The organism is Flavobacterium gossypii (assembly GCF_014138495.1).
In the GTDB taxonomy this organism is placed as follows: domain Bacteria; phylum Bacteroidota; class Bacteroidia; order Flavobacteriales; family Flavobacteriaceae; genus Flavobacterium; species Flavobacterium endophyticum.
In genome coordinates this window covers 967,689-992,987 of record NZ_JACJIS010000001.1, presented here as the reverse complement: position 1 = coordinate 992,987, position 25,299 = coordinate 967,689, and the positions used below count along the sequence as shown (strand labels likewise).

Here is a 25,299-nt window from a genome sequence, read left to right as displayed (position 1 = left end):
CTAGACTATCTCAAGAGTTTTAGCTTTGTTGACAAGATCTACGAGGTTTGTCACGTTTAGTTTTGTAAGAAGCCTCAATTTATAAGTACTTACTGTTTTTTCGTTTAAGTCAAGAATTTTTGCAATTTCTTTGTTCTTTTTTCCATCGCTGAGGTAACGCAATACTTCAATCTCGCGAGTTGAAAGTTTTCTATACAGACGTTCCGATTTATTTCTTTTTCCAATCAGCGCAAGATTTTTCTTCACAGTCTCGCTAAATACGACAGCTCCGCCGTATACTTTAGTCAATGCAGATGCAAGTCCTTCTAATTTTGAAGTCTTATGAATGTAGGCAGAAACACCAGCTTTCAGAGCGTTTGGGGCGTACATTTGCTCCGAAAGGTTTGTGAAAATCACAATCTTAGTGGAAGGATAGTCTTTAACCATTCCTTTTATAAGATTAATACTCGAAAGTCCTTCCAAATCAAGATCAAGGATAACGATGTCTACAGACTTTTTACTCAGGATGTCTTCCAGAGTATTATAGTCTTCAGCATGTCCAACGATACTGATTTCTGAATTGTCTTTAAAATAGGATTTTATTCCATAATGGACGATAGGGTGATTATCGGCTAAACATATTTTAATCATAATGCATTTTTTTAAATTTAAACTGATAAACCTTTAGTAAATTTAGTTAAATTTTTTTAAAATAAATAAGGTTTGTATGAAAATCATTTCAAATCTTCCGAAATTTTGCAAATCGGTATCGGAATCATTTTATGTTGATTTACGTAATTAAGTCTTTTATAGATTGAAAAGACTTCAGCTTCTCTTCCGGAAAAATCTTTTGCTTCTTTTCCGTCCTCTGCAGCATTCATTGCCCACTCTAATTCGTCATAGCTGGCACCAAGCTGGTCCTCATCGCTTCTGTCGTCTCCAAAAAGCCCATCGGTAGGAGCGGCATTCAGAATAGAAGTCGGAACTCCTAGAAAAGCAGCCAGCTGAAATACTTCCGATTTCATCAAATCGGCTATCGGACTCACATCTACACCGCCATCGCCATATTTGGTATAAAAGCCTACGCCAAAATCTTCGACTTTGTTTCCGGTTCCGACCACCAAGCGACTGTGTATTCCTGCATGGTAATATAAAGTGGTCATTCGTAAGCGCGCTCTAGTATTTGCTAAGGAAAGATGTAGTTTTTTTTCGTCGTCGCCAGATGGGACTATACTTTTAAACATCTCAAAAACAGAAGTTAGATTCGTTTCGATGCTGTCTACGTTAGAAAACCTTTTTTTTAATTGCTCAATATGCTCCCGTCCTCTTGAAACATGGCTTGGCGCTTGATGGATTGGCATTTCTACACAAAGAGTCGGTAGTCCTGTAAGCGCACAAAGCGTTGAAGTGACTGCAGAATCGACTCCTCCAGAGATTCCTACAACAAAACCACTTACTTTTGCGTTTGTTGCGTAGTCCTTTAGCCAATTTGCAATATGGGTTGTGATCTTATCGGCTTGGAGCGTATTGTTTTTTTGCATTACAATTTTATTAATTTAAATACGTGAAGTGTATATTTGCACTTTATTTTTTTTGCCTATTAAAGTTAAAAAAAACAATTCATAATTTAAGGTTAAGATTTAATACAAAAATACTAACAAAAATATAAATGAGAAAACTTACTGTATTATTGATTTTTACTGTTTTTTTTATTTCTTGTGATAAAAAAGACAAGGTCGAAAAAGCAATAGAAGAAGTGCCAGTTGAGCTTGATGTAGAGCGTTTTGATAAGGTTTTTTATGAAACGCCTCCTGAAGATCTTTCCAAGATAAAACGACAGTATCCTTACTTTTTTCCAGCCGGAAATGAAGATACGGTTTGGACAAACAAGATGAAAAATCCACTTTTGAGAGAATTGCATGCAGAAGTTCAAAAAATATTTGGCAATTTTCAAAAAGAAAGAGGTGATTTAGAAGAGTTATTTCGCCATATCAAATATTATTTTCCAGAGACCAACCTTCCAAAAGTTATAACGCTGATTTCAGAAGTCGATACGCAAAGTAAAGTGATTTATGCGGACAGTTTGCTGTTAATCTCATTGGATGTTTATTTAGGAAAAGACCATAAATTCTATTCAGGCTTTCCAGAATACCAAAGAAGAACTTTTGAAAAATCACAAATCCTTCCAGATGTTGTCTCTGATTTTTCGCTTAGAAAAATAACGCCTCCGACAGACAGAGCGCTGCTTTCTCAAATGATCTATTTCGGGAAAGAACTATATTTGAAAGATGTACTGATTCCTCAAGTTTCCGATGCAGACAAGATAGGCTATACGCCAGAACAGATTACTTGGAGCCAAGAAAATGAAGGATACATTTGGCGCTATTTCGTAGATGAGAAGTTATTATACGATTCTGATCCTAAATTGCCCGGAAGATTTATAAATCCAGCTCCGTTTTCCAAGTTTTATCTTGAAATCGATAATGAGTCACCCGGACAGATCGGAATGTGGATTGGATGGCAAATTGTGCGTTCCTACATGAAAAACAATGATGTATCTTTGCAGCAATTATTGCAGACCGATGCAAAAGAAATTTTTGATAATTCTAAATACAAACCTAAAAAGTAATGCCTAAAAAAATAACTTCCGAAATAAAAATAACCGTTGAGCTTGATGATAACAGAGTGCCAGAAAAGCTTTTCTGGGCCGCTCAAGATGGAGGCGTTGTTCAAGAGGAATCAAAAGCCATGATGCTTTCGTTTTGGGACAGCAATGTTCAAGAAACAATGAGAATCGACCTTTGGACAAAAGACATGCCGGTTGATGAAATGAAAAAATTCTTTCACCAGAGCCTTGTCGCAATGGCAGATACTTTTCAGAGAGCGACAGACGATGAGAAGATGTCGGATACAATGAGAGATTTCTGCGACTACTTTGCAGAAAAAATGGAATTAAAAAAAGGAGAATAGTTTTTATTTGTAACTAAAAACTATTCAAGTCTTTAAAAACCTCGGTGTTGATTTCGTCTATATAGGCCAAGACTTTTTCTTTTCCGGTGCCTTCGGTCGATGAGGTGACGAAATAAGGAGGCATCTCTTCCCAATTGCTTGCCAGGAGCTTCTTGCGGTAAGCAGCTACATTTGAATCTATTTTCGTCTTGCTGATTTTATCCGCTTTGGTAAATATGATGCAAAACGGAACTTCTATTTCTCCTAAATAAGTTATGAATTCCAAATCAATTGCTTGTGCTTCCAGGCGGATGTCAATCAATATAAAAGCGCAAACCAGCTGTTCTCTTTTTTCGAAATAATCCGTAATGAACTGCTGGAATACTTCTTTTGTCTTTTTGGAGACGCGGGCATAACCATAGCCTGGCAAATCGACCAAAAACCAATTGTTGTTGATCTTGAAATGGTTGATAAGCTGTGTTTTTCCGGGTCTTCCCGAAGTTTTAGCCAAGCTCTTGTGGTTGGTCAGCATATTGATCAAAGAAGACTTTCCTACATTTGATCTTCCAATAAATGCGTATTCAGGCAGACGCTCTTGCGGACATTTGCTTACTTCGGAATTGCTGATAACAAATTCAGCGGAATTGATTTTCATAACGGATGTTCGATTTCTGCAAAGGTAGTCAAAAAAAATAACCGCTGTTTTTCTGGAAAAATCCTTCAAACAGCGGTTAGGGTATACTGTGCTAAAATTTATAAGTGTGTTTTCTGAAGCCAGTCGTGCATCAGTCGGTTAAACTCATCCGGATGCTCCATCATTGCTGCATGCCCGCATTTGTCAATCCAATAAAGGCTGGAGTTAGGCAACAATTGGTCAAATTCTTCAGCGACTTCGGGAGGCGTAACTTTGTCGTTTTTCCCCCAGATAATACAAGTAGGAACGTGCATTTTTGGAAGGTCTTTCGCCATATTATGACGAATGGCGCTCTTGGCGATAGTCAAGGTCTTGATTAGCTTGATTCTGTCATTGGCCATCGCATATACCTCGTCAACGATTTCTTTTGTGGCTATTTTCGGGTCGTAAAAAACATCTTCTGCTTTTTTCTGAATATAGTCATAATCACCGCGGCGTGGATAGCTGTCGCCCATAGCGCTTTCATAAAGCCCTGAACTTCCGGTGATTACTAATCCTAGCATTTTTTCAGGATACATTTTTGTATGATATAAGGCAATATGTCCTCCAAGAGAATTTCCTAAAAGGATAACTCGGTCAAAACCTTTGTAAGTGATGAAATCCTTCACATACTTTGCAAAAGCCTTAACGTTGGTTTTCAGTATGTTTTGTGTGTAAATCGGCAATTCAGGAATAACGACTTTGTAGCCATGCTTTGGAAAATATTCTGCAACTCCGTCAAAATTGCTTAGTCCTCCCATCAGTCCGTGAAGAATAATGATTGGAGTTCCTTCGCCAGTTTCAAAATATTTGTATTTACCTTCTTTTTTTAAGTGTTCTTCCATTGATCTTTTTGGACGTTTCAAATTCACACAAATATATGATTTTATAGATAAAAACGAATTTTTGGCTTGATAATTTACCTTTAAATTTTAAATGGAATTTATTATGCTGTAAGGATTTTCGTCTGAAAATATTTTTTTGGATTTCTCGTCTTCTAAAGTGTTATCGGTCAGCTCTTTTGATGCGGATATTTAAAATTTCTTTTTTCTGAAATCTTTAAAATTTCCATCAAAAATCATAAAACTCTTATCGAATTTTTGACTAAAGTTAAATTTAGTTAAAATATCTACAACAAATCCTAAAGCTCTGGCAAGCTATTAATTATCTGTTTTGATTCTAAAGTGGTAAAACTTATCAACAAAGTGGTAAAATGTGGTAGATTGTGGTAATTATTTTTCTACATTTGCTATGAAACAGTAAAAAACGTAACTCATTGAATACCATCATTGGAACATATGAATGCAAGGTTGATGCTAAAGGAAGGGTGCTTTTGCCAGCTCCTTTGAAGAAGCAATTGACCGATTCTTTGAACGATGGTTTCGTGTTAAAACGTTCTGTTTTTCAGCCTTGCTTGGAGCTGTATCCGATGGCGGAGTGGAATTTAATGATGCAGAAAATAAACAAGCTGAATCGATTTGTAAAGAAAAACAACGACTTCATCAGACGTTTTACGGCTGGCGTAAAAGTCGTAGAAATCGATAACTTGGGAAGGCTTCTAATCCCGAAAGATTTAGTGGCTTTCGGAAATATCTCAAAAGATTTAGTGTTGTCTTCGGCAGTGAATATTGTGGAAATCTGGGATAAGGATTTGTATGAAAAATCAATTTCTGGCGATGATGTAGATTTTGCAGATTTGGCGGAAGACGTAATGGGAAATATAAATGATGACGACAATGGAATATCATAATCCGGTTTTGTTGAAAGAAACTGTAGATGGTTTGGATATCAAGCCAGATGGAGTTTATGTGGATGTGACGTTCGGCGGTGGAGGTCATTCAAAAGAAATTTTAAAACGTCTAGGTCCAAACGGTAGGCTGTTTGGATTTGATCAAGACGAAGATGCTCTGGCAAATGCCTTGGATGATGAAAGATTTACGCTGATTAATGAAAATTTCAGATTCATAAAAAGATTCTTAAGATTCCACAACGTGAAAAGCGTTGATGGAATTTTGGCTGATTTAGGGGTTTCTTCGCATCAGTTTGATGTGGCAGAAAGAGGTTTTTCGACACGTTTCGATGCGGAATTGGATATGAGAATGAGTCAAAAAAATGATTTGAGCGCTTACGGAGTGGTGAACGAATATGACGAGGCAAACCTGCGTCGCGTGTTTTATGACTATGGCGAGCTAAAAAATGCCCCTGCAATTGCAAGAGTCATTTTGGAAGCTAGAGAACATGAGCCGATTAAAAATACAGAACAACTAAAAGCGGTCTTGAGCCGATTTTTGCCGGCTCATAAAAGCAATAAGATTTTGGCTCAGATCTATCAGGCGATCCGCATTGAAGTAAATCAAGAAATGGATGTCTTGAAAGAATTTTTGGAACAATCCCTAGAAATATTAAAGCCTGGCGGAAGATTAAGCGTGATTTCTTATCATTCTTTAGAAGACCGATTGGTAAAAAGATACATCAAAAACGGAATGTTTGAAGGCGAGCCAGAACGTGATTTCTTCGGAAATTTTTCTGTTCCATTCAAGACAATTGGAAAACTAATCGTTCCAGACGATGCAGAAATCAGAATCAACAACAGGGCTAGAAGTGCGAAACTAAGAATTGCAGAAAAGATATAGTATTCAGATGGCAGGTTTCGGTTGCAAACAACAGAAATCTAAAATCTAAAATCTAAAAACATGAAAGGCGGAATTTACAGCATATTAAAAGCAAAATTTCTGATCAATGATGATGCGGCAAAAAACTGGCAGTTTATCATTTTCCTGATCATCTTGGCTTTGATCATGATTGCAAATTCGCACAATTACGAGCAAAAAACATACAGGATTACAGAATTAGATAAAGAGGTGAAAGAACTCCGTTCCGAATTTGTCGACAGGCGTTCCGAGTTGATGAAATTAAAGATGGAGTCGACGATTTCAGAAAAAATGGAAGTCAAGGGAATTTTTCCTTCTTCTGTTCCTCCAAAAAAAATTAAAGTATTAAAAGAAAAAGAAAAAGGCTTTTTTGAAAAGTTATGGCAGTAGAAGAAAAAAATATTTCTTACAGAATTTATCTCGTTGCATTTGCAGTCGTGATAATGGCTACTGGAATACTCGTAAAGCTCACGAACATTCAGTGGGTGGAAGGCGATTATTACAGGAAGCTGGCGAAAGACCGCACTGTGAAAAATTTTGTGATTCCTGCTAATAAAGGAAATGTGTATTCTGCCGACGGAAGTCTTTTAGCGACATCAATTCCGAATTATACGATCCGATTTGATGCCGTGGCTCCAAAAAAAGAAGATTTTAATAAAAATGTTGAAGCGCTTTCCGATTCGCTTTCAGTCTTATTGGGCAAACCAAGTTCACATTATTTGAACGAGTTCCGTAAAGCAAAAGCCAATAAAAACAGGTATATGCTTTTGGCAAGAGGCTTGAGCTACACAGAATATATGAGAATCAAGACATTTCCATTATTCAACTTAGGCGCTAATAAAGGTGGATTGATTTCAGAACAAAAAACGGTAAGAGAACATCCAATCGGGATGATTGCCAATAGAACTATCGGATACGAAAGAGAGTATGTAGACGGCGGTGTAGATGGAAAAGGAATCGAATGGGCGTTCAAAAACTATATCAATGGTAAGGACGGAAAAGTACTGAAACAAAAAATTGCAAAAGGACAGTGGAAGCCGATCAGCGATAACAATCAGGTAGAGCCTCAAGACGGTTATGATATTATCTCTACGATTGATGTCTACATACAAGATATTGCCCACCATGCGTTGCTTAAGCAATTAGAATATTACGAAGCAGAACACGGTTGTGTGGTCGTAATGGAAACAAAAACCGGGGAAGTTAAAGCCATTTCAAATCTAGGCAGAGTAGAAGACGGAAGCTATTCCGAAACATTGAATTATGCTGTAGCCGAATCGCACGAGCCTGGATCAACATTCAAATTGATCGACCTGATTGCTCTTTTAGATGATAAAAAAGTTGATACAAGCAAAGTGTATGACAGCCGAGGCGGAGATATTACCTATCACAATAGACACGTAAGAGATTCGAAAAAAGGAGGTTACGGAAAAGTCTCTTTGGCAAGAGGTTTTGAGCTGTCTTCCAACACGATTATGGTGCAGGCCGTGTATGAAAATTACAAAGACAATCCGAGAGAATTTGTAGACCGAATCAACAGAATGGGGCTAAACAAACCATTAGGATTGCCTTTTGAAGGCGAAGGAGTGCCATTTATTCCGCAGCCAGGAACCAAAAGATGGAACGGGACATCATTGCCTTGGATGGCTTTCGGATATGGAGTTTCCATGACGCCATTGCAAAGCTTGGCCATCTACAACGCTGTTGCTAACGACGGAGAAATGGTGAAGCCGATTTTCGTAAAAGAAATCAAAGAATGGAACAAAACCATCAAGAAATTTGACAAAGAAGTAATCAATCCGAAAATCTGCTCTGACGAAACACTTAAAAAAGTGAGGAAAGTTTTGGAGAATACGGTAAAAAAAGGAACAGGCTCAAAACTATATTCCAAAGATTTCTCAATGGCAGGAAAAACAGGAACAGCGCAGGTGGATTATGCTAAAGGAAAACATACCGACGCCATGTATTATGCATCGTCTTTTGCCGGATATTTTCCAGCCGACAAGCCAAAATATTCCTGTATCGTGATCATTCATAAGCCAAGTAAAAGCAAAGGCTTTTATGGAGGAGACGTTTCCGGTCCGGTTTTCAAGAGAATCGCACAGAAGATTTTTACCGATGTTCCGTCGACCAATGAAATTAAAAACCTGAACAAAAAAAGCATCAACCAAGACAAAGATTACGGAAGATATTCTGATTTAGTATCAAAAGAAACGATTCCAAATGTTCACGGAATGGCAGGAATGGACGCCGTAGCGCTTTTTGAAAACCTAAAGATGAAAGTAAAAGTCATCGGAATAGGTAAAGTAAAAAGACAATCCATCCAGCCTGGAGAAGCAATAGTAAAAAACAGAACCATAATATTAGAATTATCGTGATTATTCTAAAAGACATATTATATAAAGTCGCCATTGAAGCTGTAAAAGGTTCAACGGAAATTGCTATTAACGCGATCGACTTCGATTCAAGAAAAATCGAAGCGAACGACGTTTTTATTGCAATCCGTGGTGCAGTAGCAGACGGGCATGAATATATCGAAACGGCTATCAACAAAGGAGCAGTGGCTATTATTTGCGATACTTTTCCAGAAAATATAGCACAAGGCGTGACGTATATCCAAGTAAAAGATACCAACCGAGCGCTAGCTTTTATTGCTTCTAACTATTATGGAAATCCTTCCGCAAATTTAAAATTGGTCGGAATTACAGGTACAAATGGCAAGACAACCATAGCATCGTTGCTTTTTCAGCTATTTAAAAAAGCAGGATATAAAGTAGGATTGCTTTCGACCGTAAAAAATGTGGTAGATGATGTAGAATACAAATCAATGCTGACAACTTCAGATTCAATTACGATCAATAAGTTCTTGAAAGAAATGAACGATGTAGGCGTAGAATTTTGCTTTATGGAAGTCAGCTCTCACGGAATCGCTCAAAAAAGAACCGAAGGTTTACAGTTTGCAGGAGGCGTTTTTACCAATCTTTCGCACGACCATTTGGATTACCATAAAACATTTGCAGAATACAGAGATGTCAAAAAGATGTTTTTCGACCAGTTGCCAAAATCAGCCTTTGCTTTAGTGAATTCTGATGATAAAAACGGAATGGTCATGTTGCAAAACACGATAGCTAAAAAACTGACTTACGCTTTAAAATCATACGCCGATTACAGGGCGCAGATTCTAGAAAACCAATTGTCAGGATTGTTGCTGAAAGTAAATGAGCAAGAAGTCTGGGTAAGGCTAATCGGAACATTCAATGCCTATAACCTGCTTGCGATATATGGAACTGCTATCGAATTAGGACTTGACAATTTAGAAGTCTTACGATTGCTTTCTGAACTTGAAAGCGTTTCTGGACGATTTCAATTTATCGTTTCCAAAGAAAACATTACCGCTGTTGTAGATTATGCCCACACGCCAGATGCTTTGGAAAACGTATTGAAAACAATCGATGATATCCGTACAAAAAACGAACAACTTATTACGGTTGTAGGCTGTGGCGGCGATAGAGATAAGACTAAGCGTCCGATTATGGCGAATATTGCTTCAACATTAAGTGACAAAGCCATTCTAACGTCAGACAACCCAAGAACCGAAGATCCAGAAGCCATTATTTTAGAAATGGAACAAGGCGTAGAGCCTCAAAATTATAAAAAGACAATAGCGATTGTCGACAGAAAGCAAGCCATTAAAACAGCCTGCCAGCTGGCACAGCCAAACGATATTATCCTGATTGCAGGAAAAGGACACGAAACCTATCAAGAAATCAACGGAGTCCGTCATGATTTTGACGATATGAAAATTGTAACTGAACTATTAGAACAACTGAATAAATAGAGGAACTATGCTATACTATCTATTTGATTATTTAGACCGAATGGACGTCCCAGGAACTGGGGTCTTCCAATATATTACTTTCCGTTCCGGTTTGGCTATCATACTTTCTTTGTTGATTTCGACTGTTTTTGGTAAAAAGATCATCAACTTTTTAAGAAGACAGCAAGTAGGGGAAACCGTTCGTGAGCTTGGTCTTGCTGGACAAAACGAAAAAGCGGGAACACCTACGATGGGCGGTCTGATTATTATCGTTGCCACTTTGGTACCGGTTTTCTTGTTGGCCAAATTGAACAATATCTATATTCTTTTGCTGATTGTAACCACGCTTTGGATGGGAACTATCGGATTCATAGACGATTATATCAAGATTTTCAAAAAAGATAAAGAAGGATTAAAAGGGAGGTTCAAAGTTATCGGTCAAGTCGGACTTGGACTGATTGTCGGGACAGTACTGTATTTCCATCCAAGTGTAACCGTGCGGACAGATACTGGAAACACCAATGTTTTTGCGACAAATCAAACGACTGTTTCTGCAGTTCCATTAGAAGAAAAATCGACAGCAACAACAATTCCTTTCTTCAAAGACAACGAATTTGATTACGCAGAATTGCTTTCATGGGCTGGAGATGACTATAAAGATTACGCTTGGCTGATTTTTATTCCAGTTGTGATTTTTATCATTACGGCTGTTTCCAACGGAGCCAATCTTACCGACGGAATCGATGGTCTTGCCGCTGGAACTTCTGCTATTTCCGTAATAGCACTTGGTATTTTCACCTTTGTTTCGGGTAACATTATTTTCTCGAACTACCTGAACATAATGTACATCCCTAATTCAGGAGAGATGACGGTTTATATCGCCTCATTTGTCGGAGCGCTCGTCGGATTCCTTTGGTACAACACCTATCCTGCGACCGTATTCATGGGCGATACAGGTAGTTTGACCATTGGTGGAATCATCGCCGTTTTGGCTATTGCAGTTAGAAAAGAATTAATGATTCCTGTATTGTGCGGTATTTTCTTGGCAGAAAACCTTTCCGTCGTGCTGCAGGTCTCTTATTTTAAATATACAAAAAAACGTTTCGGCGAAGGCCGGAGAATCTTTTTGATGTCGCCATTGCATCACCATTACCAGAAGAAGGGTTATCACGAAAGTAAAATCGTGACCCGCTTCTGGATCGTGGGAATCTTGCTGGCAATTCTGTCAATCGTAACCCTAAAATTAAGATAAATGGAACAACGATTGGTCATTTTAGGCGGAGGAGAAAGCGGTGTAGGAACCGCAATTCTCGGAAAGAAAAAAGGATACGATGTTTTTGTATCTGATTTCGGAAAAATAAAAAACAATTATAAAGAAGTTCTTGGCCTTCATGGTATAAAGTGGGAAGAAGAAAAGCATACAGAAGATTTGATTCTCAATGCAGATGTAGTGATGAAAAGCCCCGGAATTCCTGATAAATCGCCAATCGTAAAAAAACTTTTGGAACGAGGAATAAAAGTGATTTCCGAAATTGAATTTGCCGTCCAGTACACAAAAGCAATAACCGTTGGGATTACCGGAAGCAACGGAAAGACCACGACGACGATGCTGACCTATCATCTGCTGAAACAAGGAGGCATAAACGTAGGATTAGCAGGGAATATCGGAAAAAGCTTTGCCTGGCAGGTGGCCGATGACAAACACGATGTGTATGTTTTAGAATTAAGCAGTTTCCAATTGGATGGGATTATAGACTATAAGCCGCACATTGCCATAATCACAAATATCAGCCCAGATCATTTAGATCGATACGATTATGATTACGGAAAATACATCGCCTCAAAATTCAGGATTACCGAAAACCAGACAGAAGAAGATTACCTGATTTATGACGCCGACGACGAAGCCATAGGAAATTGGCTCAAAATGAACAAGACAAAAGCGCAGCTGCTGCCCTTTTCAATGACAAAGACAATTGAAAACGGAGCTTATGCAAAAGAAGATACAATCAATATAAACATCAATAACGAAGAATTTGTTATGCCACAAGACAAACTAGCCCTAGAAGGAAAACACAACGTGAAAAATGCAATGGCAGCTTCAACAGTTGCGCAATTGCTGCGAATCAGGAAATCCACAATCCGTGAAAGCCTTTCTGATTTTCAAGGTGTGGAGCATCGTTTGGAAAAAGTGCTTAAAATTCAAAACGTGCAATATGTGAACGATTCAAAAGCAACCAATGTGAATGCCGCATTCTATGCTTTAGATAGTATGAATACGCCAACCGTATGGATTGTTGGAGGTGTTGACAAAGGAAATGATTATTCAGAATTGATGCCGTTGGTTCGCGAAAAGGTAAAGGCAATCATCTGCCTTGGTATTGACAATAAAAAAATTATTGATGCCTTCGGTGATGTCGTGGATGAAATGATTGAGGCTCAAAATATGAGAGATGCGGTAAAATATGCACAAAGAATGGCAGAAAAAGGTGATACTGTTTTGCTTTCGCCGGCCTGCGCAAGTTTCGATTTGTTCGAAAATTACGAAGACAGAGGAAGGCAGTTTAAGCAAGCTGTTCAAAATTTATAGTTGCCAACCTGTTTTCAGGAAAGTAAATTACAAGTAAAAGAAAGGGAATTATGAAAGAGTTTATAAACAATCTTAAAGGAGACAAGGTCATCTGGGCGTTCATCGCTCTTTTGGCATTGATTTCGTTTATGCCTGTTTACAGCGCAAGTAGTAATTTGGCGTATAGTGCAAATGGCTCTGGAAACACAGTAAGCTTTTTGATCAAGCATTTTGCGCACGTAGGAATCGGATTTCTGATTGTTTATATGGTGCATAAAATACCATACCATTATTTCAAGGCGATTTCAATGATTGCCCTTCCGATTGTAGGACTGCTCTTGCTGTACACGCTTTTCCAAGGAAAAACAATAGGCGGTGCGAATGCCAGCCGTTGGATTCAGATTCCTTTTGTCGGAATCAGCTTTCAGACTTCAACACTCGCCGCAATGGTGCTGATGATTTATGTGGCAAGATATCTGGCAAAAAAGCGAGAAGTCGAAGACACGTTCCAAAAATCGGTAATCGAATTATGGCTTCCAGTATTCGGAATAATACTGCTGATTTTACCGGCTAACTTTTCTACCGCGGCACTGATTTTTTCAATGGTCGTAATGCTGGTATTTGTGGGCAAATATCCTTTGAAATATCTAGGAATCGTAATCGGAGCTGGAGTTGTTGGATTGACTTTTTTCATCTTGGTGGCAAAAGCTTTTCCAGATGCTTTTCCTAACCGTGTTGACACTTGGGTCAGCCGTATTGAAAACTTTACGAGCGACAAACCAGACGAAGATAATTATCAGATTGAAAAAGCAAAAATAGCAATAGCTACTGGCGGAATACGTGGCTTAGGTCCAGGAAAAAGCGTTCAGAAAAACTTCCTGCCGCAATCGTCTTCCGATTTCATCTACGCCATTATCGTAGAAGAAAACGGGCTTATTGGTGCCGTTGTCGTCATGTTCCTATACATCATGCTTTTCATCCGATTCTTGATTGCATCGCACAAAGCCAATACCTTATTTGGAAAACTATTAGTTGTCGGCTTAGGATTTCCTATAGTATTTCAGGCGCTAATTAATATGGCTGTTGCCGTTGAATTATTGCCCGTAACAGGACAGACTTTGCCGTTAATAAGTAGTGGAGGTAGCTCTATTTGGATGACTTGTGTGTCGCTTGGGATTATTCTCAGCGTGACCAAAAAAGATGAGGAAATTGCTCAAGAAAATCTTGAAAAAGCCCAAAGAGAAGAAGCATTGCAACGATTGATCGAAAGAGAAATGAACGGTGAAAATGTCGAAGAGGAAGAAGAAATCACAAATGAAAAAGAACCACAATATGCAATCGAGGATGTAAGCGACAATCCAATGAAAGCAGTGATGGGGAAATAATTTAAGATGGCAGATATAAGATTTCAGATGGCAGTTTGCAGATGAAATCAGTGAAAAAAGATTTAAAAAAATGCAAAAATTAAAATTCATATTAAGCGGTGGCGGTACTGGTGGACATATCTACCCGGCAATTGCTATTGCAAATGAATTAAAAGAACGTTTCCCAGATTGTGAAATCCTATTTGTAGGGGCCAAAGACAAAATGGAGATGCAGAAAGTGCCACAAGCCGGCTACCCGATAAAAGGACTTTGGATTTCAGGATTGCAAAGAAGGCTTACGCTGGATAACTCGCTTTTCCCATTCAAGCTTTTTGATAGTTTGTTGAAATCAAGGACGATTATCAACAAATTCAAACCGAATGTAGCCATTGGAACCGGAGGATTTGCAAGTGGACCACTATTGAGAGTTGCAGGTTTTGCAGGAATTCCGACCGTAATCCAAGAACAAAATTCGTATCCAGGTATCACAAATAAATGGTTGAGTAGCAAAGCAAGTAAGATTTGTGTGGCCTATGAAAATCTGGACCGATTTTTTCCAAAAGATAAGATTGTCTTCACAGGAAATCCGGTTCGCCAAGATTTGATCGATATAAAAGGGAAGAAAAAAGAAGCACGAGACTATTTCAAGCTGAATCCAGATAAAAAAGTGTTATTGGTGCTTGGCGGAAGTTTGGGTTCAAGAAGAATAAACCAACTGATTGCGAAAGAATTAGTGAATTTTTCTTCGCAAGAGGTACAAGTTATTTGGCAGTGCGGCAAGTTTTATATCGAAGAGTACAAGCATTTTAATGAAAAAGAAAATGTTCAGGTGACAGCGTTTATTGATAGAATGGATTTGGTGTATGCCGCGGCAGATGTCATCATTTCTAGGGCTGGAGCTTCTTCAGTTTCGGAATTGTGCTTGGTGGGTAAGCCAGTAATTTTTATACCGTCGCCAAATGTTGCCGAAGACCATCAGACAAAAAATGCAAAAGCAATCGTAGATAAAAATGGAGCCCTGATGATAAAAGAAAACGAGCTGGATACAAAATTCACCTCAGTTTTCAACAATCTCTTAAGCGACAAGAACCTGCAAGAAAACTTGAGCGAAAACATAAAAAAAATGGCAATGCCTAATGCAACAAAAGACATTGTCGACGAAATAATAAAATTAGTTGAAAGCCAAAAAATGTAAAGTCTGGCGACTTTATGACTTTGAAACTTTACAACATTAAGACTAAAAAAATGAATTTGAATCAGATACATAACGTTTATTTCATCGGAATCGGAGGCATCGGAATGAGCGCACTGGCGCGTTATTTCAAAGCCATCGGCAAAAACGTATGTGGATATGATAAGACCGAAACAGAGCTTACGAAAGAATTAGAAGCTTTAGGGATCGAAATTCATTTTGAAGACAGTATTTCCTTGATCCCGAAAGACTATTATTCCGAAAATACTTTAGTAATCATTACTCCGGCTGTGCCTAAAACGCACTCGGAATGGAACTATTTCTTAGAAAGAGAATACCAAGTTAAAAAGAGAGCAGAAGTACTTGGTATAATTACAAAAGATACCTTCTGTTTTGCCGTAGCAGGAACGCACGGAAAAACGACGACTTCGAGCATTTTAGGACATATTTTATATGAAAGCGGAGCCGATGTTACGGCATTTTTAGGCGGCATCGTAGAAAATTATAATTCCAACCTAATCGGAAGCGGCAAGACTGTAACCGTTGTTGAAGCTGATGAGTTTGACCGTTCCTTCTTGCATTTATATCCAAATATTGCCTGCGTCACATCGATGGATGCTGATCATTTGGATATTTATGGAGATACAGCTTCTATCGAAGCTTCCTTTGTTGAATTTGCAGGCAAAGTAGAAGATAAAAACAATTTGTTTATTGCAAAAGGACTGCCTTTAGAAGGGATTTCTGTTGCAGTTAATGAAGAAGCCGATTACAAGGCTTTTAATATCAGAATCGAAAATAGCGCTTATGTTTTTGACGTGCAGACGCCTTCAGAAATCATAAAAGACATACGATTTAGTTTACCAGGAAAACACAATTTGACAAATGCCTTAATCGCTTTGGCAATGGCAAATACCTACGGCACCCCGACCGAAAGCATTGCCAAAGCATTATTTACATTCAAAGGCGTAAAACGCAGATTTTCCTATCAGATTAAAGAAGAAAATGTAGTGTATATCGATGATTATGCACATCATCCGACTGAAATAAATGCGGTACATCAAGCGGTTACGGAGTTGTATCCTGAAGAAAAAGTTTTGGCTATTTTTCAGCCCCATCTGTTCAGCAGGACAAAAGATTTTATCGACGGATTTGCGTCAAGTTTGTCTGCTTTTGACGAAGTGATTTTGTTGGATATTTATCCGGCTAGAGAGTTGCCAGTCGAAGGAGTGAATTCTGAATGGCTTTTAAGCAAGATGGGCAATCCGAATAAAAAATTAGTATCAAAAACCGACCTGATTTCAGAGATTTTGAAAAGCAATGCTAAAGTTGTCGTTACAATTGGAGCAGGCGATATAGGTGAATTGGTGAAACCGATTAAAGAGGCTTTGTATGAAAAAGTTTAACTGGACAAATATCAAATTAGCGTTCATGTTTGCGCTTGTGATTTTCCTGTATTCTTTTACTTCGAAGAGAAATGAACAGCGAAAATTGAAAAAATCCGTAGTAGAATTTGTCAATGAAAATAGTCCGTTTATTACACAAGAAGCGGTTAATAAATTGTTAATAGAAAATAATGCAGCCCCTACGAGCATTCAAAAAGATGAGTTAGATTTGAATAAATTGGAGAAAACTCTCAATAATCACAATATGATCGAAAAGTGTGAAGTATTTGTGAGTGTTGATGGCGTCTTAAAAGCTGTCGTGAAACAGAAAACACCTGTTGCCAGAGTGTTTGAGGATAACGGTTCTTTTTATATTGATTACGAAGGACATAAGATGCCGTTGTCAGACAATTTCACAGCTAGAGTTCCAATTGTTTCGGGGGGGATTAACGGTAAAAATAATGAAAATCTAAACGAGGTTTTTCGTTACATCTATGACGATGAGTTTTTGCATAAAAACATCATCGGTATACAGGTTTTGCCAAATGGTAGCCTAAAAATGATGAACAGAAATTTTAATTACGTCATCGATTTTGGCAGAACCATCAATGTTGATAAAAAGTTCAAGAATTATAAAGCCTTTTTTCAGAAGGCAATTCGAGACAGTTTGATAAATAAATACAAGACAGTAAATCTGAAGTTTACGCAACAGGTAGTGTGCACCAAAAATTAGGATATGGAAAAAGAGAGCATTGCAGTAGGTTTAGACATTGGGACAACCAAGATTGTCGCTATGATTGGCAAGAAGAATGAATACGGGAAGCTTGAAATTTTGGGCGTTGGAAAATCCAAAAGCCTTGGTGTGGCAAGAGGCGTTGTAAACAATATCACGCAGACGATTCAATCTATCCAGCAGGCAGTACACGAAGCAGAAGTAGATTCAGGTTATAAAATAAAAGACGTTGTTGTCGGCATTGCCGGACAGCACATCAGAAGCATACAGCACAGCGATTACATCAGCAGAAGCAATCCTGAAGAAGTAATCAGTGAAAATGATATCGACCTGTTGATCAATCAGGTGCACAAATTAGCAATGCTTCCTGGAGAAGAAATTATCCACGTGTTGCCGCAAGAATTTAAGATTGATGGTCAAGCCGAAATCAAAGAGCCAATCGGAATGTATGGCGGAAGACTAGAGTCTAGTTTTCATGTTGTCGTAGGCCAAGCTTCTTCAATCAGAAATGTTGGAAGATGTATCAAAAGTTCAGGCCTAGATTTATCCGGATTGACATTAGAACCGTTAGCTTCAGCCGACGCGGTGTTGAGCCAAGAAGAAAAAGAAGCTGGTGTTGCGTTAATCGATATCGGTGGTGGAACAACAGACTTGGCAATTTTTAAAGATGGAATTATCCGCCATACGGCAGTGATTCCTTTCGGTGGAAATGTCATTACCGATGATATCAAAGAAGGCTGTTCGATTATTGAAAAACAAGCTGAGCTGTTGAAAGTGAAATTCGGTTCTGCATGGCCAGGAGAAAATAAAGACAATGAGATTGTTTCTATTCCAGGTTTGAGAGGAAGAGAGCCTAAAGAAATTTCGTTGAAAAACTTGTCAAAAATAATTCATGCTCGTGTAGTAGAGATTATCGACCAAGTTTTTACAGAAATCAAATCATACGGACACGAAGATCCACGTAAAAAACTGATTGCAGGTATTGTCTTAACAGGCGGTGGAGCACAATTGAAGCATATCAAGCAATTGGTAGAATATATCACGGGAATGGATACGAGAATTGGTTATCCGAACGAACATCTCGCTGGAAATTCGGATGAAGAAATTTCAAGCCCGCTCTATGCAACAGCTGTGGGATTAGTGATGAACAGCATCAGGAATAATACCACAAGTGCTGTTCCGTTCAATCAAACAGAAGTTGAAAAGGTCGTTCCGGTTCAGATGCAGCAAAAAGAAGCTGTTGCGGAAACGAACCATTACGAGGAAGAAATTATTGAAGAAGAAGTTCCTAAAAAAGTAGAGCAGGCCAAGACGGTTTCTACAGAAGGAAGAATGAAAAAGTCGTTTTTTGACAAATATATCGACAAGATTAAGGAGTTTTTAGACAATGCGGAATAGGGCCTAATAGCCAGACAGAAAAATTAAAAAGAAAAGGAAAAGAAATTAAAACCAAATATTATGATGAGCAACTCAGATTTTGGAAGCATTTCATTTGATTTACCAAAAAATCAATCAAATGTAATTAAAGTAATTGGTGTTGGAGGAGGCGGAAGTAATGCGATCAACCACATGTTTCAGCAGGGAATTAAAGGAGTGGATTTTATTGTCTGCAACACAGATTCTCAAGCTTTGCAGAATAGTGCAGTTCCAAACAAGATTCAGCTAGGGGTTAACCTAACAGAAGGTCTTGGAGCTGGAGCTAATCCTGAAGTTGGACAACAGTCGGCTATCGAAAGCATTGCTGATATCGAGAAGATGCTTGACAGCAATACCAAGATGGTTTTTATCACGGCTGGAATGGGCGGTGGTACCGGAACTGGTGCTGCGCCGGTAATTGCTCAATTGGCTAAAGAAAGAGACATCCTTACAGTAGGAATTGTGACTATTCCTTTCCAATTTGAAGGAAAAGTTCGTTCTGACCAAGCTTTATTGGGTGTAGAAAGATTGAGAAAGCAAGTAGATTCGCTTATCGTAATCAACAATAATAAATTAAGAGAAGTATACGGAAATCTTGGCTTCAAGGCCGGATTCTCAAAAGCGGATGAAGTTTTGGCAACAGCCTCAAGAGGCATTGCTGAAGTAATTACGCACCACTATACTCAAAATATCGATTTAAAAGACGCAAAGACCGTATTGTCAAACAGCGGAACGGCTATAATGGGTTCGGCTACGGCAATCGGAGAAAATCGTGCTAAAGAAGCTATAGTTTCAGCATTAGATTCGCCTTTGTTGAATGATAATAAAATTACAGGCGCCAAAAACGTATTGTTGCTTATCGTTTCTGGAACCAACGAAATTACGATTGATGAAATCGGAGAAATCAATGATCATATCCAAGCTGAAGCTGGCTTTAATGCCAACATCATCATGGGGGTTGGTGAAGATGATACGCTTGGCGACTCAATCGCTGTAACGATAATCGCTACGGGATTTAACGTAGAACAACAAAACGAAATCGTCAATACTGAGCCAAAAAAAATTATCCACGCATTGGAGGATGAGCAAAAGATGGGTCGTGACTTGATGCAAAAGCAAACGATTCCGTCTTTTGATCTTACGCTTTCAGAAGAAAAAAAAGAAGCAGTAAATGATGAAAAAATTGTTTTTGCTTTGGAAGATTTCGACGTATTTGAAGCAAAAGTAGAAGAGCCAGAAATCGTTTCTGATTTGGTTAAAACGACAGAATTCATCAAGAATATTGATGTGGAATTTCAGATTGTTTCTCCTATCAGCGAGCACGAATTTTACATCACGACTCCAGAAGTTAGAGAAATGGAAGTACGCGAGCCAGAATTTGTAGCTTACAAAGAAGAAGAGCAGATTACTTTTTCTTTTGACTTGCCGATTGCAAAAACAGAAGCGCCAAAAGAAGACCGAATTCTTTTCGAATTGTCAAACGAAACTAAAGAAATCAAGGTGAATCAGCCTGTTCAAGTGGTTCCGATGACTGAATTGAATGAGAAAGGCATCATCAAATATTCTCTAGAAGAATATATGGAGGTTGAAAACGAATTGCTTCAATCGAAGCCAGTTGCAAAAGTAGAGGAGCCAGTTGACAAGGAATTGGATTTGACGATGAAAGTTGAAACTCCAAAATTCAACAATCCAGCTTTTGAAGAAATTTCGCCTCTTGAAATGACCATCGAGCAGACCTTGAAAAAAAGAGCTGACGAAAGAAGGATGAAGATGAAAGAATTTAATTATAAATTCCACAACAATCCTTCAAGAGTTGATGAATTTGAAAAAGAACCAGCATACAAAAGAATGGGAATTGATTTAAACAGTGCCCAAGCTGACAATAGCAAATCTAGGATGTCACTAGGAACGGACAGTAACGATGATTTACAATTACGTTCAAACAATTCGTTTCTTCACGACAACGTAGATTAACTAACTCAAACCAAAACCCGATAACCCGAAAATTGAATGTGATTTTCGGGTTATTTTTTTTATCTTCGCATCAAGTTTAAAAAATAAGGCATTGGCAATAAATTTGAAAAATGCCTTCTTGATTTTAAGCATTTTGAGAAGAACCTAATAAAAAGAATCATACTAAATGAGCCTGCAAAATCAAATCAACGAAGAAATCAAAACGGCTATGAGAGCCAAAGATACTGTCAGCCTTGAATCGTTAAGAGCTGTAAAGTCGGCTTTATTGCTGTTACAGAGCGAATCTGGGGCAAAAGAAGAGATTTCTCAAGATGAAGAAATTAAGCTTTTACAACGATTAGTGAAACAACGAAAAGACAGCGCCAATATTTATACACAGCAAGGAAGACCGGATTTGGCTGAACCTGAATTGCTACAAGCTTCTATCATCGAAAAGTTCCTTCCGGCTCAATTAAGCGAAGAAGAAGTAGAAGCTGTTGTGGCAAAAATTATTGCCGATACAGGAGCTTCTGGAATGGCTTCGATAGGGAAAGTAATGGGCCAGGCTTCTGCTGAATTAGCTGGAAAAGCAGATGGCAAGACTATCTCTACAATCGTAAAGAAATTATTATCATAAATAATATATTTTAGACTAAACTCTAAAAAATGACCCTGTAGTTCAACTGGATAGAATATCAGATTTCGGCTCTGAGGGTTGGGGGTTCGAACCCCTCCAGGGTCACAGATTTTTAAAGGGACTAGGCTTAGTCCCTTTTTTATTTTCCAAAACGTAATGCTTGGATATTGAATATGGGCGAAACAATTTTAGTTTTTTTGACATACATACTTGTTGTAATCGTGTCTTTATGTATGATTATGGGCTTTTTAAGACTTGTTGTTGAACCAGCTTATGTGTTGGCATTCAACAAGCCGTTATATCTGCATTGGTATCCAATTCCTAAGAAATTAAAATCTTCTCAAAGATTGATGTTGGAAAAGGAGTTTTCTTTCTACAGAAAACTTTCTAATAAACGGAAAGCCTATTTTGAGCATCGTGTAAAATCGTTTATTGAGTATTATCAATTTCTCGGCAAAGACGTCCATGTTTCTGAAGAAATGAAGATCATTATAGCCGGAACCTATGTTATGCTGACATTCGGAATGCGGTATTATCTTACTCCTTTGTTTCAAAAGATTATTATCTATCCGAGCCAGTATTTCTCAACAATAACAGAGCAGAATCATAAAGGCGAGTACAATCCGAGGTTGAAAGCCGTCGTGTTTTCATGACAAGATTTTCTTTTAGGACACCAAACGACTAATGACAATGTGAATTTAGGGCTCCATGAATTTACACATGTGCTGCATTTTCATGCCATAAAAGGGAAAGATCCTAGCGCTTCTATATTCTACGACGAATTCAATGAGATTGCAAAATACTATAATGATGCTAGATTGTCTGCTGAATTGACGGAGAGAGGGTATTTCCGGGATTATGCTTATGAGAATCAATTTGAATTTCTATCAGTGCTTCTAGAACATTTCTTTGAATCTCCAGAGACTTTTAAAAAAGAATTTCCAGAACTATACGAAAGAGTAAAGGCAATGATTAATTTTAATGAAGAATAAACCAAATAAAAAGACCTGCCAACGAATTTGTTTGCAGGTCTTTTTTTATGGATAACAGAGATATTAAATTGCCGTGATTTTCTTCAAATCAGCAATAGTCTCTAGTTGATTTTCTGCTTTGAATACATAGCTGCCGGCAACTAGAACATCGGCTCCTGCTTCGGCTAATTGTCTTGCGTTTTTGTTAGTAACGCCGCCGTCTACTTCAATTAAAGTGGTTGCTTTGTTTCGAGATATGATTTCTTTTAGCTGTCTTACTTTTTTATAAGTTGATTCAATAAATGATTGACCGCCAAAACCAGGATTAACGCTCATTACGCATACTACGTCAATATCGTTGATAATGTCTTCTAGAAGGGTAACGCTTGTGTGTGGATTCAAAGCAACTCCAGCTTTCATGCCTTCTGCTTTTATGGCCTGTAACGTTCTATGGAGATGCGTACAAGCTTCATAATGGACGCTTAGTACATTTGCTCCAAGCGATGCAAAAGTCTTGATATAACGATCAGGATCGATAATCATCAAATGTACGTCGATTGTTTTCTTTGCATGTTTTTGTATAGTTTCCAAAACGGGCATTCCATAAGAAATGTTCGGAACAAAAACACCATCCATGATATCAATATGAAACCAATCAGCCTCACTGGTATTGATCATTTCCAAGTCGCGCTGCAAGTTTCCAAAATCAGCAGCAAGCACAGAAGGTGCGATTAAAGTATTTTTCATTTGTAGTTATGTTGTTTGTGTTGAAAATTGGAAATTCAAAATCGAATATTCAACTTTTTGCAAAGGTACAAATTCTAAACCTTTCTTTTTTCAATTTTCAATGTCCAACTTGGAATTTTGAATTTCGAACTTTTATAAAAAACAAAACTCCGGTAATCAGCCGGAGTTTCAATCATCAATCAAAAAACGAACAGTTTTGAACTGTTGTTGCGTTAAATATTGTAGTAAATGAATGTCAATTTTTTGGAAAACCAATATACAAATAAATTCTAACAATCAAAATGATTATAGAAAACTTTGCGATTGTTTATCCTAAATAGGTTTTTAAGATCTTGCTTCTTGAAGTGTGTTTCAGTCTGCGGATTGCTTTTTCTTTAATCTGACGCACACGCTCGCGAGTCAAATCGAAAGTTTCGCCTATTTCTTCCAAAGTCATCGGATGCTGGTCGCCTAAACCGAAGTATAAACGGACAACATCTGCTTCTCTTGGAGTCAATGTTTCCAAAGAACGCTCGATTTCTGTACGAAGAGATTCGTGAATTAGCTCTCTGTCTGGATTTGGAGATTCTCCTGAACGTAAAACGTCGTAAAGGTTTGAATCTTCTCCTTCCACAAGAGGAGCATCCATAGAAAGGTGACGTCCAGAATTTTTCATAGATTCTTTTACGTCGTTCACCGTCATATCCAATTCTTTTGCAATTTCTTCAGCAGATGGCGGACGCTCGTTTGATTGCTCAAGCAACGCATACATCTTGTTGATTTTATTGATAGAACCGATTTTGTTTAATGGCAGACGAACAATACGAGATTGTTCTGCCAAAGCCTGCAAGATAGATTGACGAATCCACCATACAGCGTAGGAGATAAATTTGAAACCACGCGTTTCATCGAAACGTTGCGCAGCTTTTATAAGACCTAAATTTCCTTCGTTAATTAAATCAGGAAGTGTAAGCCCTTGATTTTGATATTGTTTTGCTACCGAAACTACGAAACGCAAATTGGCTTTTGTCAATTTTTCTAACGCTCTCTGGTCTCCGGCTTTTATTTTTTGAGCTAATTCTACCTCTTCATCAGCTGTAATAAGGTCAACTTTTCCAATTTCTTGTAGGTATTTGTCTAAGGAAGCAGTTTCACGGTTAGTTACCTGCTTGGTAATTTTGAGTTGTCTCATTTAGTTTCTCCTTAATTTAAGTATTCAGGTTGTTATACGTAATGAGTTGCCAAAAAGTTACAAAAAGGTAAAAAAAATATTTCTATTTTTAGTCTTTTGTTATATTTCGAAGTCTAACTTGTTGATTTTCTGTAAATAAAAATCAATTTTTTGATGGCCTCTGCCAAAGAAAATTTTTCGATCGCGTGTTCCTGACGAGTTTAACGACTTCGAATTTTTAATTTGATGGATAAAATATTCCGAAGCGTTTCGACAAGTAGATTCATCTTCTGTAATAAAATAACCGAGCATGGTGTATGGAATAAATAAGGATTTCTTTTCTGGACTCGACATGAGTACATTGTTGTTCAAGATCAACAGCTCATTATAATACAAGTGATATCCTGTCGTGTTCTTGCTTGATTTTTCTTCAGCTTTCTGCAAAAGTTTTTTTAAATCTTCATAGAGAAGTACTGCATTGGAATGCGATAATAATCCAGATTCAAAAAAATATAAGATTTGCTGTAATGTACTGTTGATGGTAGTGTCGTTCCAGATTTCATGGACTTCAGCATTTTCATAAACGCTTTGCAGCTGCGAGCTATATTCTAAAAGTGACTGATCTAGAGTGAACTTTTCAAAGTTTTCCTGATTTTCTGTTCCTACCAAAAGATTCAGCCATACATATAATTTGAATTTTGAAAGCAATGTTCCTCCAATAGTATAAAAAAGAGGAATATCTTTTGAAGAATAATACATCTTCGAGTTGGCGGCATAAGGTTTCAGATTTTGTGCTGACTGTTTAAAATAGAGCGCTAAATCTTCTAGTGAACGTATTTCTTTTGTCTTTTCTGCAATTACTTTATTGCTATCTCCTTTGAAAATATTGTCCATCGAAATGGAATAGTGCTGGCAGAGCTTTACGGTTTCTTCAATCGAAAACTTGCTTTTGCAAGAGACTCTTCGATGAGAAGCATCATAACTTATGTGTAAGACGGAAGCTATTTCTTCAATTAAAGAAGAATTCTTAGGCAAATGTTTTCTGATATTTCCTAGTAAAAGGTCTTGATTATTCATGTTTTTTGCGATTATCACAAATGCTAAAGTACAAAATAT

Annotated in this window: 23 protein-coding genes, 1 tRNA gene and 1 pseudogene; 18 read left to right on the top strand and 7 right to left on the bottom strand. The window is 37.8% G+C overall.

The genetic code is table 11. The features are described 5' to 3' along the window. Both GGR22_RS04740 and nadE read right to left on the bottom strand, forming a co-directional pair. Entirely contained in the window at positions 1 to 630 is a 630-nt protein-coding gene (locus GGR22_RS04740) for a response regulator transcription factor (RefSeq protein WP_121375202.1), read from the bottom strand. Between the two features lie 83 nt (positions 631 to 713). Beyond that, complete coding sequence (gene nadE / locus GGR22_RS04735) at positions 714 to 1,520, bottom strand: NAD(+) synthase (protein ID WP_182492761.1); 807 nt, start codon at positions 1,518 to 1,520, stop codon at positions 714 to 716. A 128-nt stretch (positions 1,521 to 1,648) separates the two neighbouring features. Here nadE and gldB point away from each other — a divergent pair, with 128 nt between their 5' ends. Continuing rightward, on the top strand, positions 1,649 to 2,608 hold the full coding sequence (gene gldB, locus GGR22_RS04730; protein WP_182492760.1) for a gliding motility lipoprotein GldB: 960 nt from the start codon (positions 1,649 to 1,651) through the stop codon (positions 2,606 to 2,608). Further along, complete coding sequence (gene gldC / locus GGR22_RS04725) at positions 2,608 to 2,949, top strand: gliding motility protein GldC (protein ID WP_182492759.1); 342 nt, start codon at positions 2,608 to 2,610, stop codon at positions 2,947 to 2,949. The genes gldB and gldC overlap by 1 nt, the downstream gene beginning before the upstream one ends. 13 nt (positions 2,950 to 2,962) lie before the next feature. Here the strand turns inward: gldC and yihA are convergent, their stop codons facing one another. Both yihA and GGR22_RS04715 read right to left on the bottom strand, forming a co-directional pair. Then, positions 2,963 to 3,583, bottom strand: a complete 621-nt coding sequence (yihA, locus tag GGR22_RS04720) for a ribosome biogenesis GTP-binding protein YihA/YsxC (protein ID WP_121375199.1) — start codon at positions 3,581 to 3,583, stop codon at positions 2,963 to 2,965. A 98-nt stretch (positions 3,584 to 3,681) separates the two neighbouring features. Beyond that, a complete protein-coding gene (locus tag GGR22_RS04715; RefSeq protein WP_121375198.1) occupies positions 3,682 to 4,446 on the bottom strand; it encodes an alpha/beta fold hydrolase in 765 nt (254 codons plus the stop codon). A 431-nt stretch (positions 4,447 to 4,877) separates the two neighbouring features. Between GGR22_RS04715 and mraZ the strand changes: the two genes are divergently transcribed. The 16 genes and pseudogenes from mraZ to GGR22_RS17130 all read left to right on the top strand — a co-directional run bounded on the left by mraZ (position 4,878) and on the right by GGR22_RS17130 (position 22,307). Further along, positions 4,878 to 5,351 carry a division/cell wall cluster transcriptional repressor MraZ gene (gene mraZ / locus GGR22_RS04710; protein ID WP_182492758.1) on the top strand — a complete coding sequence of 158 codons (474 nt, stop codon included), beginning with the start codon at positions 4,878 to 4,880 and terminating at the stop codon, positions 5,349 to 5,351. Further along, on the top strand, positions 5,326 to 6,234 hold the full coding sequence (rsmH, locus tag GGR22_RS04705; RefSeq protein WP_182492757.1) for a 16S rRNA (cytosine(1402)-N(4))-methyltransferase RsmH: 909 nt from the start codon (positions 5,326 to 5,328) through the stop codon (positions 6,232 to 6,234). The genes mraZ and rsmH overlap by 26 nt, the downstream gene beginning before the upstream one ends. Positions 6,235 to 6,294: 60 nt before the next feature. After that, complete coding sequence (locus GGR22_RS04700; RefSeq protein ID WP_121375196.1) at positions 6,295 to 6,642, top strand: FtsL-like putative cell division protein; 348 nt, start codon at positions 6,295 to 6,297, stop codon at positions 6,640 to 6,642. Continuing rightward, a complete protein-coding gene (locus GGR22_RS04695; protein WP_121375195.1) occupies positions 6,633 to 8,630 on the top strand; it encodes a penicillin-binding protein in 1,998 nt (665 codons plus the stop codon). Before GGR22_RS04700 ends, GGR22_RS04695 begins: the two co-directional genes overlap by 10 nt. After that, entirely contained in the window at positions 8,627 to 10,090 is a 1,464-nt protein-coding gene (locus tag GGR22_RS04690; RefSeq protein WP_182492756.1) for a UDP-N-acetylmuramoyl-L-alanyl-D-glutamate--2,6-diaminopimelate ligase, read from the top strand. The genes GGR22_RS04695 and GGR22_RS04690 overlap by 4 nt, the downstream gene beginning before the upstream one ends. A gap of 7 nt (positions 10,091 to 10,097) precedes the next feature. Next, positions 10,098 to 11,321, top strand: a complete 1,224-nt coding sequence (mraY, locus tag GGR22_RS04685) for a phospho-N-acetylmuramoyl-pentapeptide-transferase (RefSeq protein WP_121375194.1) — start codon at positions 10,098 to 10,100, stop codon at positions 11,319 to 11,321. Next, positions 11,322 to 12,659: a UDP-N-acetylmuramoyl-L-alanine--D-glutamate ligase gene (murD, locus tag GGR22_RS04680; protein ID WP_121375193.1), complete on the top strand. Its 1,338-nt coding sequence runs from the start codon at positions 11,322 to 11,324 to the stop codon at positions 12,657 to 12,659. It begins immediately after the preceding gene. Positions 12,660 to 12,709: 50 nt separating this feature from the next. Continuing rightward, on the top strand, positions 12,710 to 14,023 hold the full coding sequence (locus tag GGR22_RS04675) for an FtsW/RodA/SpoVE family cell cycle protein (protein ID WP_182492755.1): 1,314 nt from the start codon (positions 12,710 to 12,712) through the stop codon (positions 14,021 to 14,023). Between the two features lie 70 nt (positions 14,024 to 14,093). Beyond that, entirely contained in the window at positions 14,094 to 15,197 is a 1,104-nt protein-coding gene (murG, locus tag GGR22_RS04670) for an undecaprenyldiphospho-muramoylpentapeptide beta-N-acetylglucosaminyltransferase (protein ID WP_182492754.1), read from the top strand. Between the two features lie 50 nt (positions 15,198 to 15,247). Continuing rightward, positions 15,248 to 16,597: a UDP-N-acetylmuramate--L-alanine ligase gene (murC, locus tag GGR22_RS04665; RefSeq protein ID WP_182492753.1), complete on the top strand. Its 1,350-nt coding sequence runs from the start codon at positions 15,248 to 15,250 to the stop codon at positions 16,595 to 16,597. Next, positions 16,584 to 17,309 carry a cell division protein FtsQ/DivIB gene (locus GGR22_RS04660; RefSeq protein WP_182492752.1) on the top strand — a complete coding sequence of 242 codons (726 nt, stop codon included), beginning with the start codon at positions 16,584 to 16,586 and terminating at the stop codon, positions 17,307 to 17,309. Before murC ends, GGR22_RS04660 begins: the two co-directional genes overlap by 14 nt. A gap of 3 nt (positions 17,310 to 17,312) precedes the next feature. Then, positions 17,313 to 18,707 carry a cell division protein FtsA gene (ftsA, locus tag GGR22_RS04655; protein ID WP_182492751.1) on the top strand — a complete coding sequence of 465 codons (1,395 nt, stop codon included), beginning with the start codon at positions 17,313 to 17,315 and terminating at the stop codon, positions 18,705 to 18,707. A 60-nt stretch (positions 18,708 to 18,767) separates the two neighbouring features. Next, the gene (gene ftsZ, locus GGR22_RS04650; RefSeq protein WP_182492750.1) at positions 18,768 to 20,699 is read left to right on the top strand and encodes a cell division protein FtsZ; all 1,932 of its coding nucleotides are present in this window, start codon (positions 18,768 to 18,770) and stop codon (positions 20,697 to 20,699) included. A 166-nt stretch (positions 20,700 to 20,865) separates the two neighbouring features. After that, positions 20,866 to 21,315: a GatB/YqeY domain-containing protein gene (locus tag GGR22_RS04645; RefSeq protein ID WP_182492749.1), complete on the top strand. Its 450-nt coding sequence runs from the start codon at positions 20,866 to 20,868 to the stop codon at positions 21,313 to 21,315. A gap of 31 nt (positions 21,316 to 21,346) precedes the next feature. After that, a tRNA-Arg gene (locus GGR22_RS04640) sits at positions 21,347 to 21,420 on the top strand. 68 nt (positions 21,421 to 21,488) lie between these two features. After that, positions 21,489 to 22,307 (top strand): annotated as a pseudogene (locus GGR22_RS17130) (zinc-dependent peptidase). 63 nt (positions 22,308 to 22,370) lie between these two features. Here GGR22_RS17130 and rpe read toward each other — a convergent pair. The 3 genes from rpe to GGR22_RS04615 form a co-directional block, all read right to left on the bottom strand. After that, positions 22,371 to 23,033 (bottom strand): ribulose-phosphate 3-epimerase, encoded by a 663-nt coding sequence (rpe, locus tag GGR22_RS04625; protein WP_182492746.1) that lies wholly within the window; start codon positions 23,031 to 23,033, stop codon positions 22,371 to 22,373. 307 nt (positions 23,034 to 23,340) lie between these two features. Beyond that, entirely contained in the window at positions 23,341 to 24,204 is an 864-nt protein-coding gene (locus GGR22_RS04620) for a sigma-70 family RNA polymerase sigma factor (protein ID WP_026707723.1), read from the bottom strand. A gap of 99 nt (positions 24,205 to 24,303) precedes the next feature. Next, positions 24,304 to 25,260 carry a hypothetical protein gene (locus GGR22_RS04615; RefSeq protein ID WP_182492745.1) on the bottom strand — a complete coding sequence of 319 codons (957 nt, stop codon included), beginning with the start codon at positions 25,258 to 25,260 and terminating at the stop codon, positions 24,304 to 24,306. Positions 25,261 to 25,299: the final 39 nt, after the last annotated feature.

Bases quoted from the DNA above. Each gene is read 5' to 3' on its own strand.
- GGR22_RS04740 (WP_121375202.1), bottom strand. From the start codon at position 630: ATGATTAAAATATGTTTAGCCGATAATCACCCTATCGTCCATTATGGA.
- nadE (WP_182492761.1), bottom strand. From the start codon at position 1,520: ATGCAAAAAAACAATACGCTCCAAGCCGATAAGATCACAACCCATATT.
- gldB (WP_182492760.1), top strand. From the start codon at position 1,649: ATGAGAAAACTTACTGTATTATTGATTTTTACTGTTTTTTTTATTTCT.
- gldC (WP_182492759.1), top strand. From the start codon at position 2,608: ATGCCTAAAAAAATAACTTCCGAAATAAAAATAACCGTTGAGCTTGAT.
- yihA (WP_121375199.1), bottom strand. From the start codon at position 3,583: ATGAAAATCAATTCCGCTGAATTTGTTATCAGCAATTCCGAAGTAAGC.
- GGR22_RS04715 (WP_121375198.1), bottom strand. From the start codon at position 4,446: ATGGAAGAACACTTAAAAAAAGAAGGTAAATACAAATATTTTGAAACT.
- rsmH (WP_182492757.1), top strand. From the start codon at position 5,326: ATGATGACGACAATGGAATATCATAATCCGGTTTTGTTGAAAGAAACT.
- GGR22_RS04700 (WP_121375196.1), top strand. From the start codon at position 6,295: ATGAAAGGCGGAATTTACAGCATATTAAAAGCAAAATTTCTGATCAAT.
- GGR22_RS04695 (WP_121375195.1), top strand. From the start codon at position 6,633: ATGGCAGTAGAAGAAAAAAATATTTCTTACAGAATTTATCTCGTTGCA.
- mraY (WP_121375194.1), top strand. From the start codon at position 10,098: ATGCTATACTATCTATTTGATTATTTAGACCGAATGGACGTCCCAGGA.
- murD (WP_121375193.1), top strand. From the start codon at position 11,322: ATGGAACAACGATTGGTCATTTTAGGCGGAGGAGAAAGCGGTGTAGGA.
- GGR22_RS04675 (WP_182492755.1), top strand. From the start codon at position 12,710: ATGAAAGAGTTTATAAACAATCTTAAAGGAGACAAGGTCATCTGGGCG.
- murG (WP_182492754.1), top strand. From the start codon at position 14,094: ATGCAAAAATTAAAATTCATATTAAGCGGTGGCGGTACTGGTGGACAT.
- murC (WP_182492753.1), top strand. From the start codon at position 15,248: ATGAATTTGAATCAGATACATAACGTTTATTTCATCGGAATCGGAGGC.
- GGR22_RS04660 (WP_182492752.1), top strand. From the start codon at position 16,584: ATGAAAAAGTTTAACTGGACAAATATCAAATTAGCGTTCATGTTTGCG.
- ftsA (WP_182492751.1), top strand. From the start codon at position 17,313: ATGGAAAAAGAGAGCATTGCAGTAGGTTTAGACATTGGGACAACCAAG.
- ftsZ (WP_182492750.1), top strand. From the start codon at position 18,768: ATGATGAGCAACTCAGATTTTGGAAGCATTTCATTTGATTTACCAAAA.
- GGR22_RS04645 (WP_182492749.1), top strand. From the start codon at position 20,866: ATGAGCCTGCAAAATCAAATCAACGAAGAAATCAAAACGGCTATGAGA.
- rpe (WP_182492746.1), bottom strand. From the start codon at position 23,033: ATGAAAAATACTTTAATCGCACCTTCTGTGCTTGCTGCTGATTTTGGA.
- GGR22_RS04620 (WP_026707723.1), bottom strand. From the start codon at position 24,204: ATGAGACAACTCAAAATTACCAAGCAGGTAACTAACCGTGAAACTGCT.
- GGR22_RS04615 (WP_182492745.1), bottom strand. From the start codon at position 25,260: ATGAATAATCAAGACCTTTTACTAGGAAATATCAGAAAACATTTGCCT.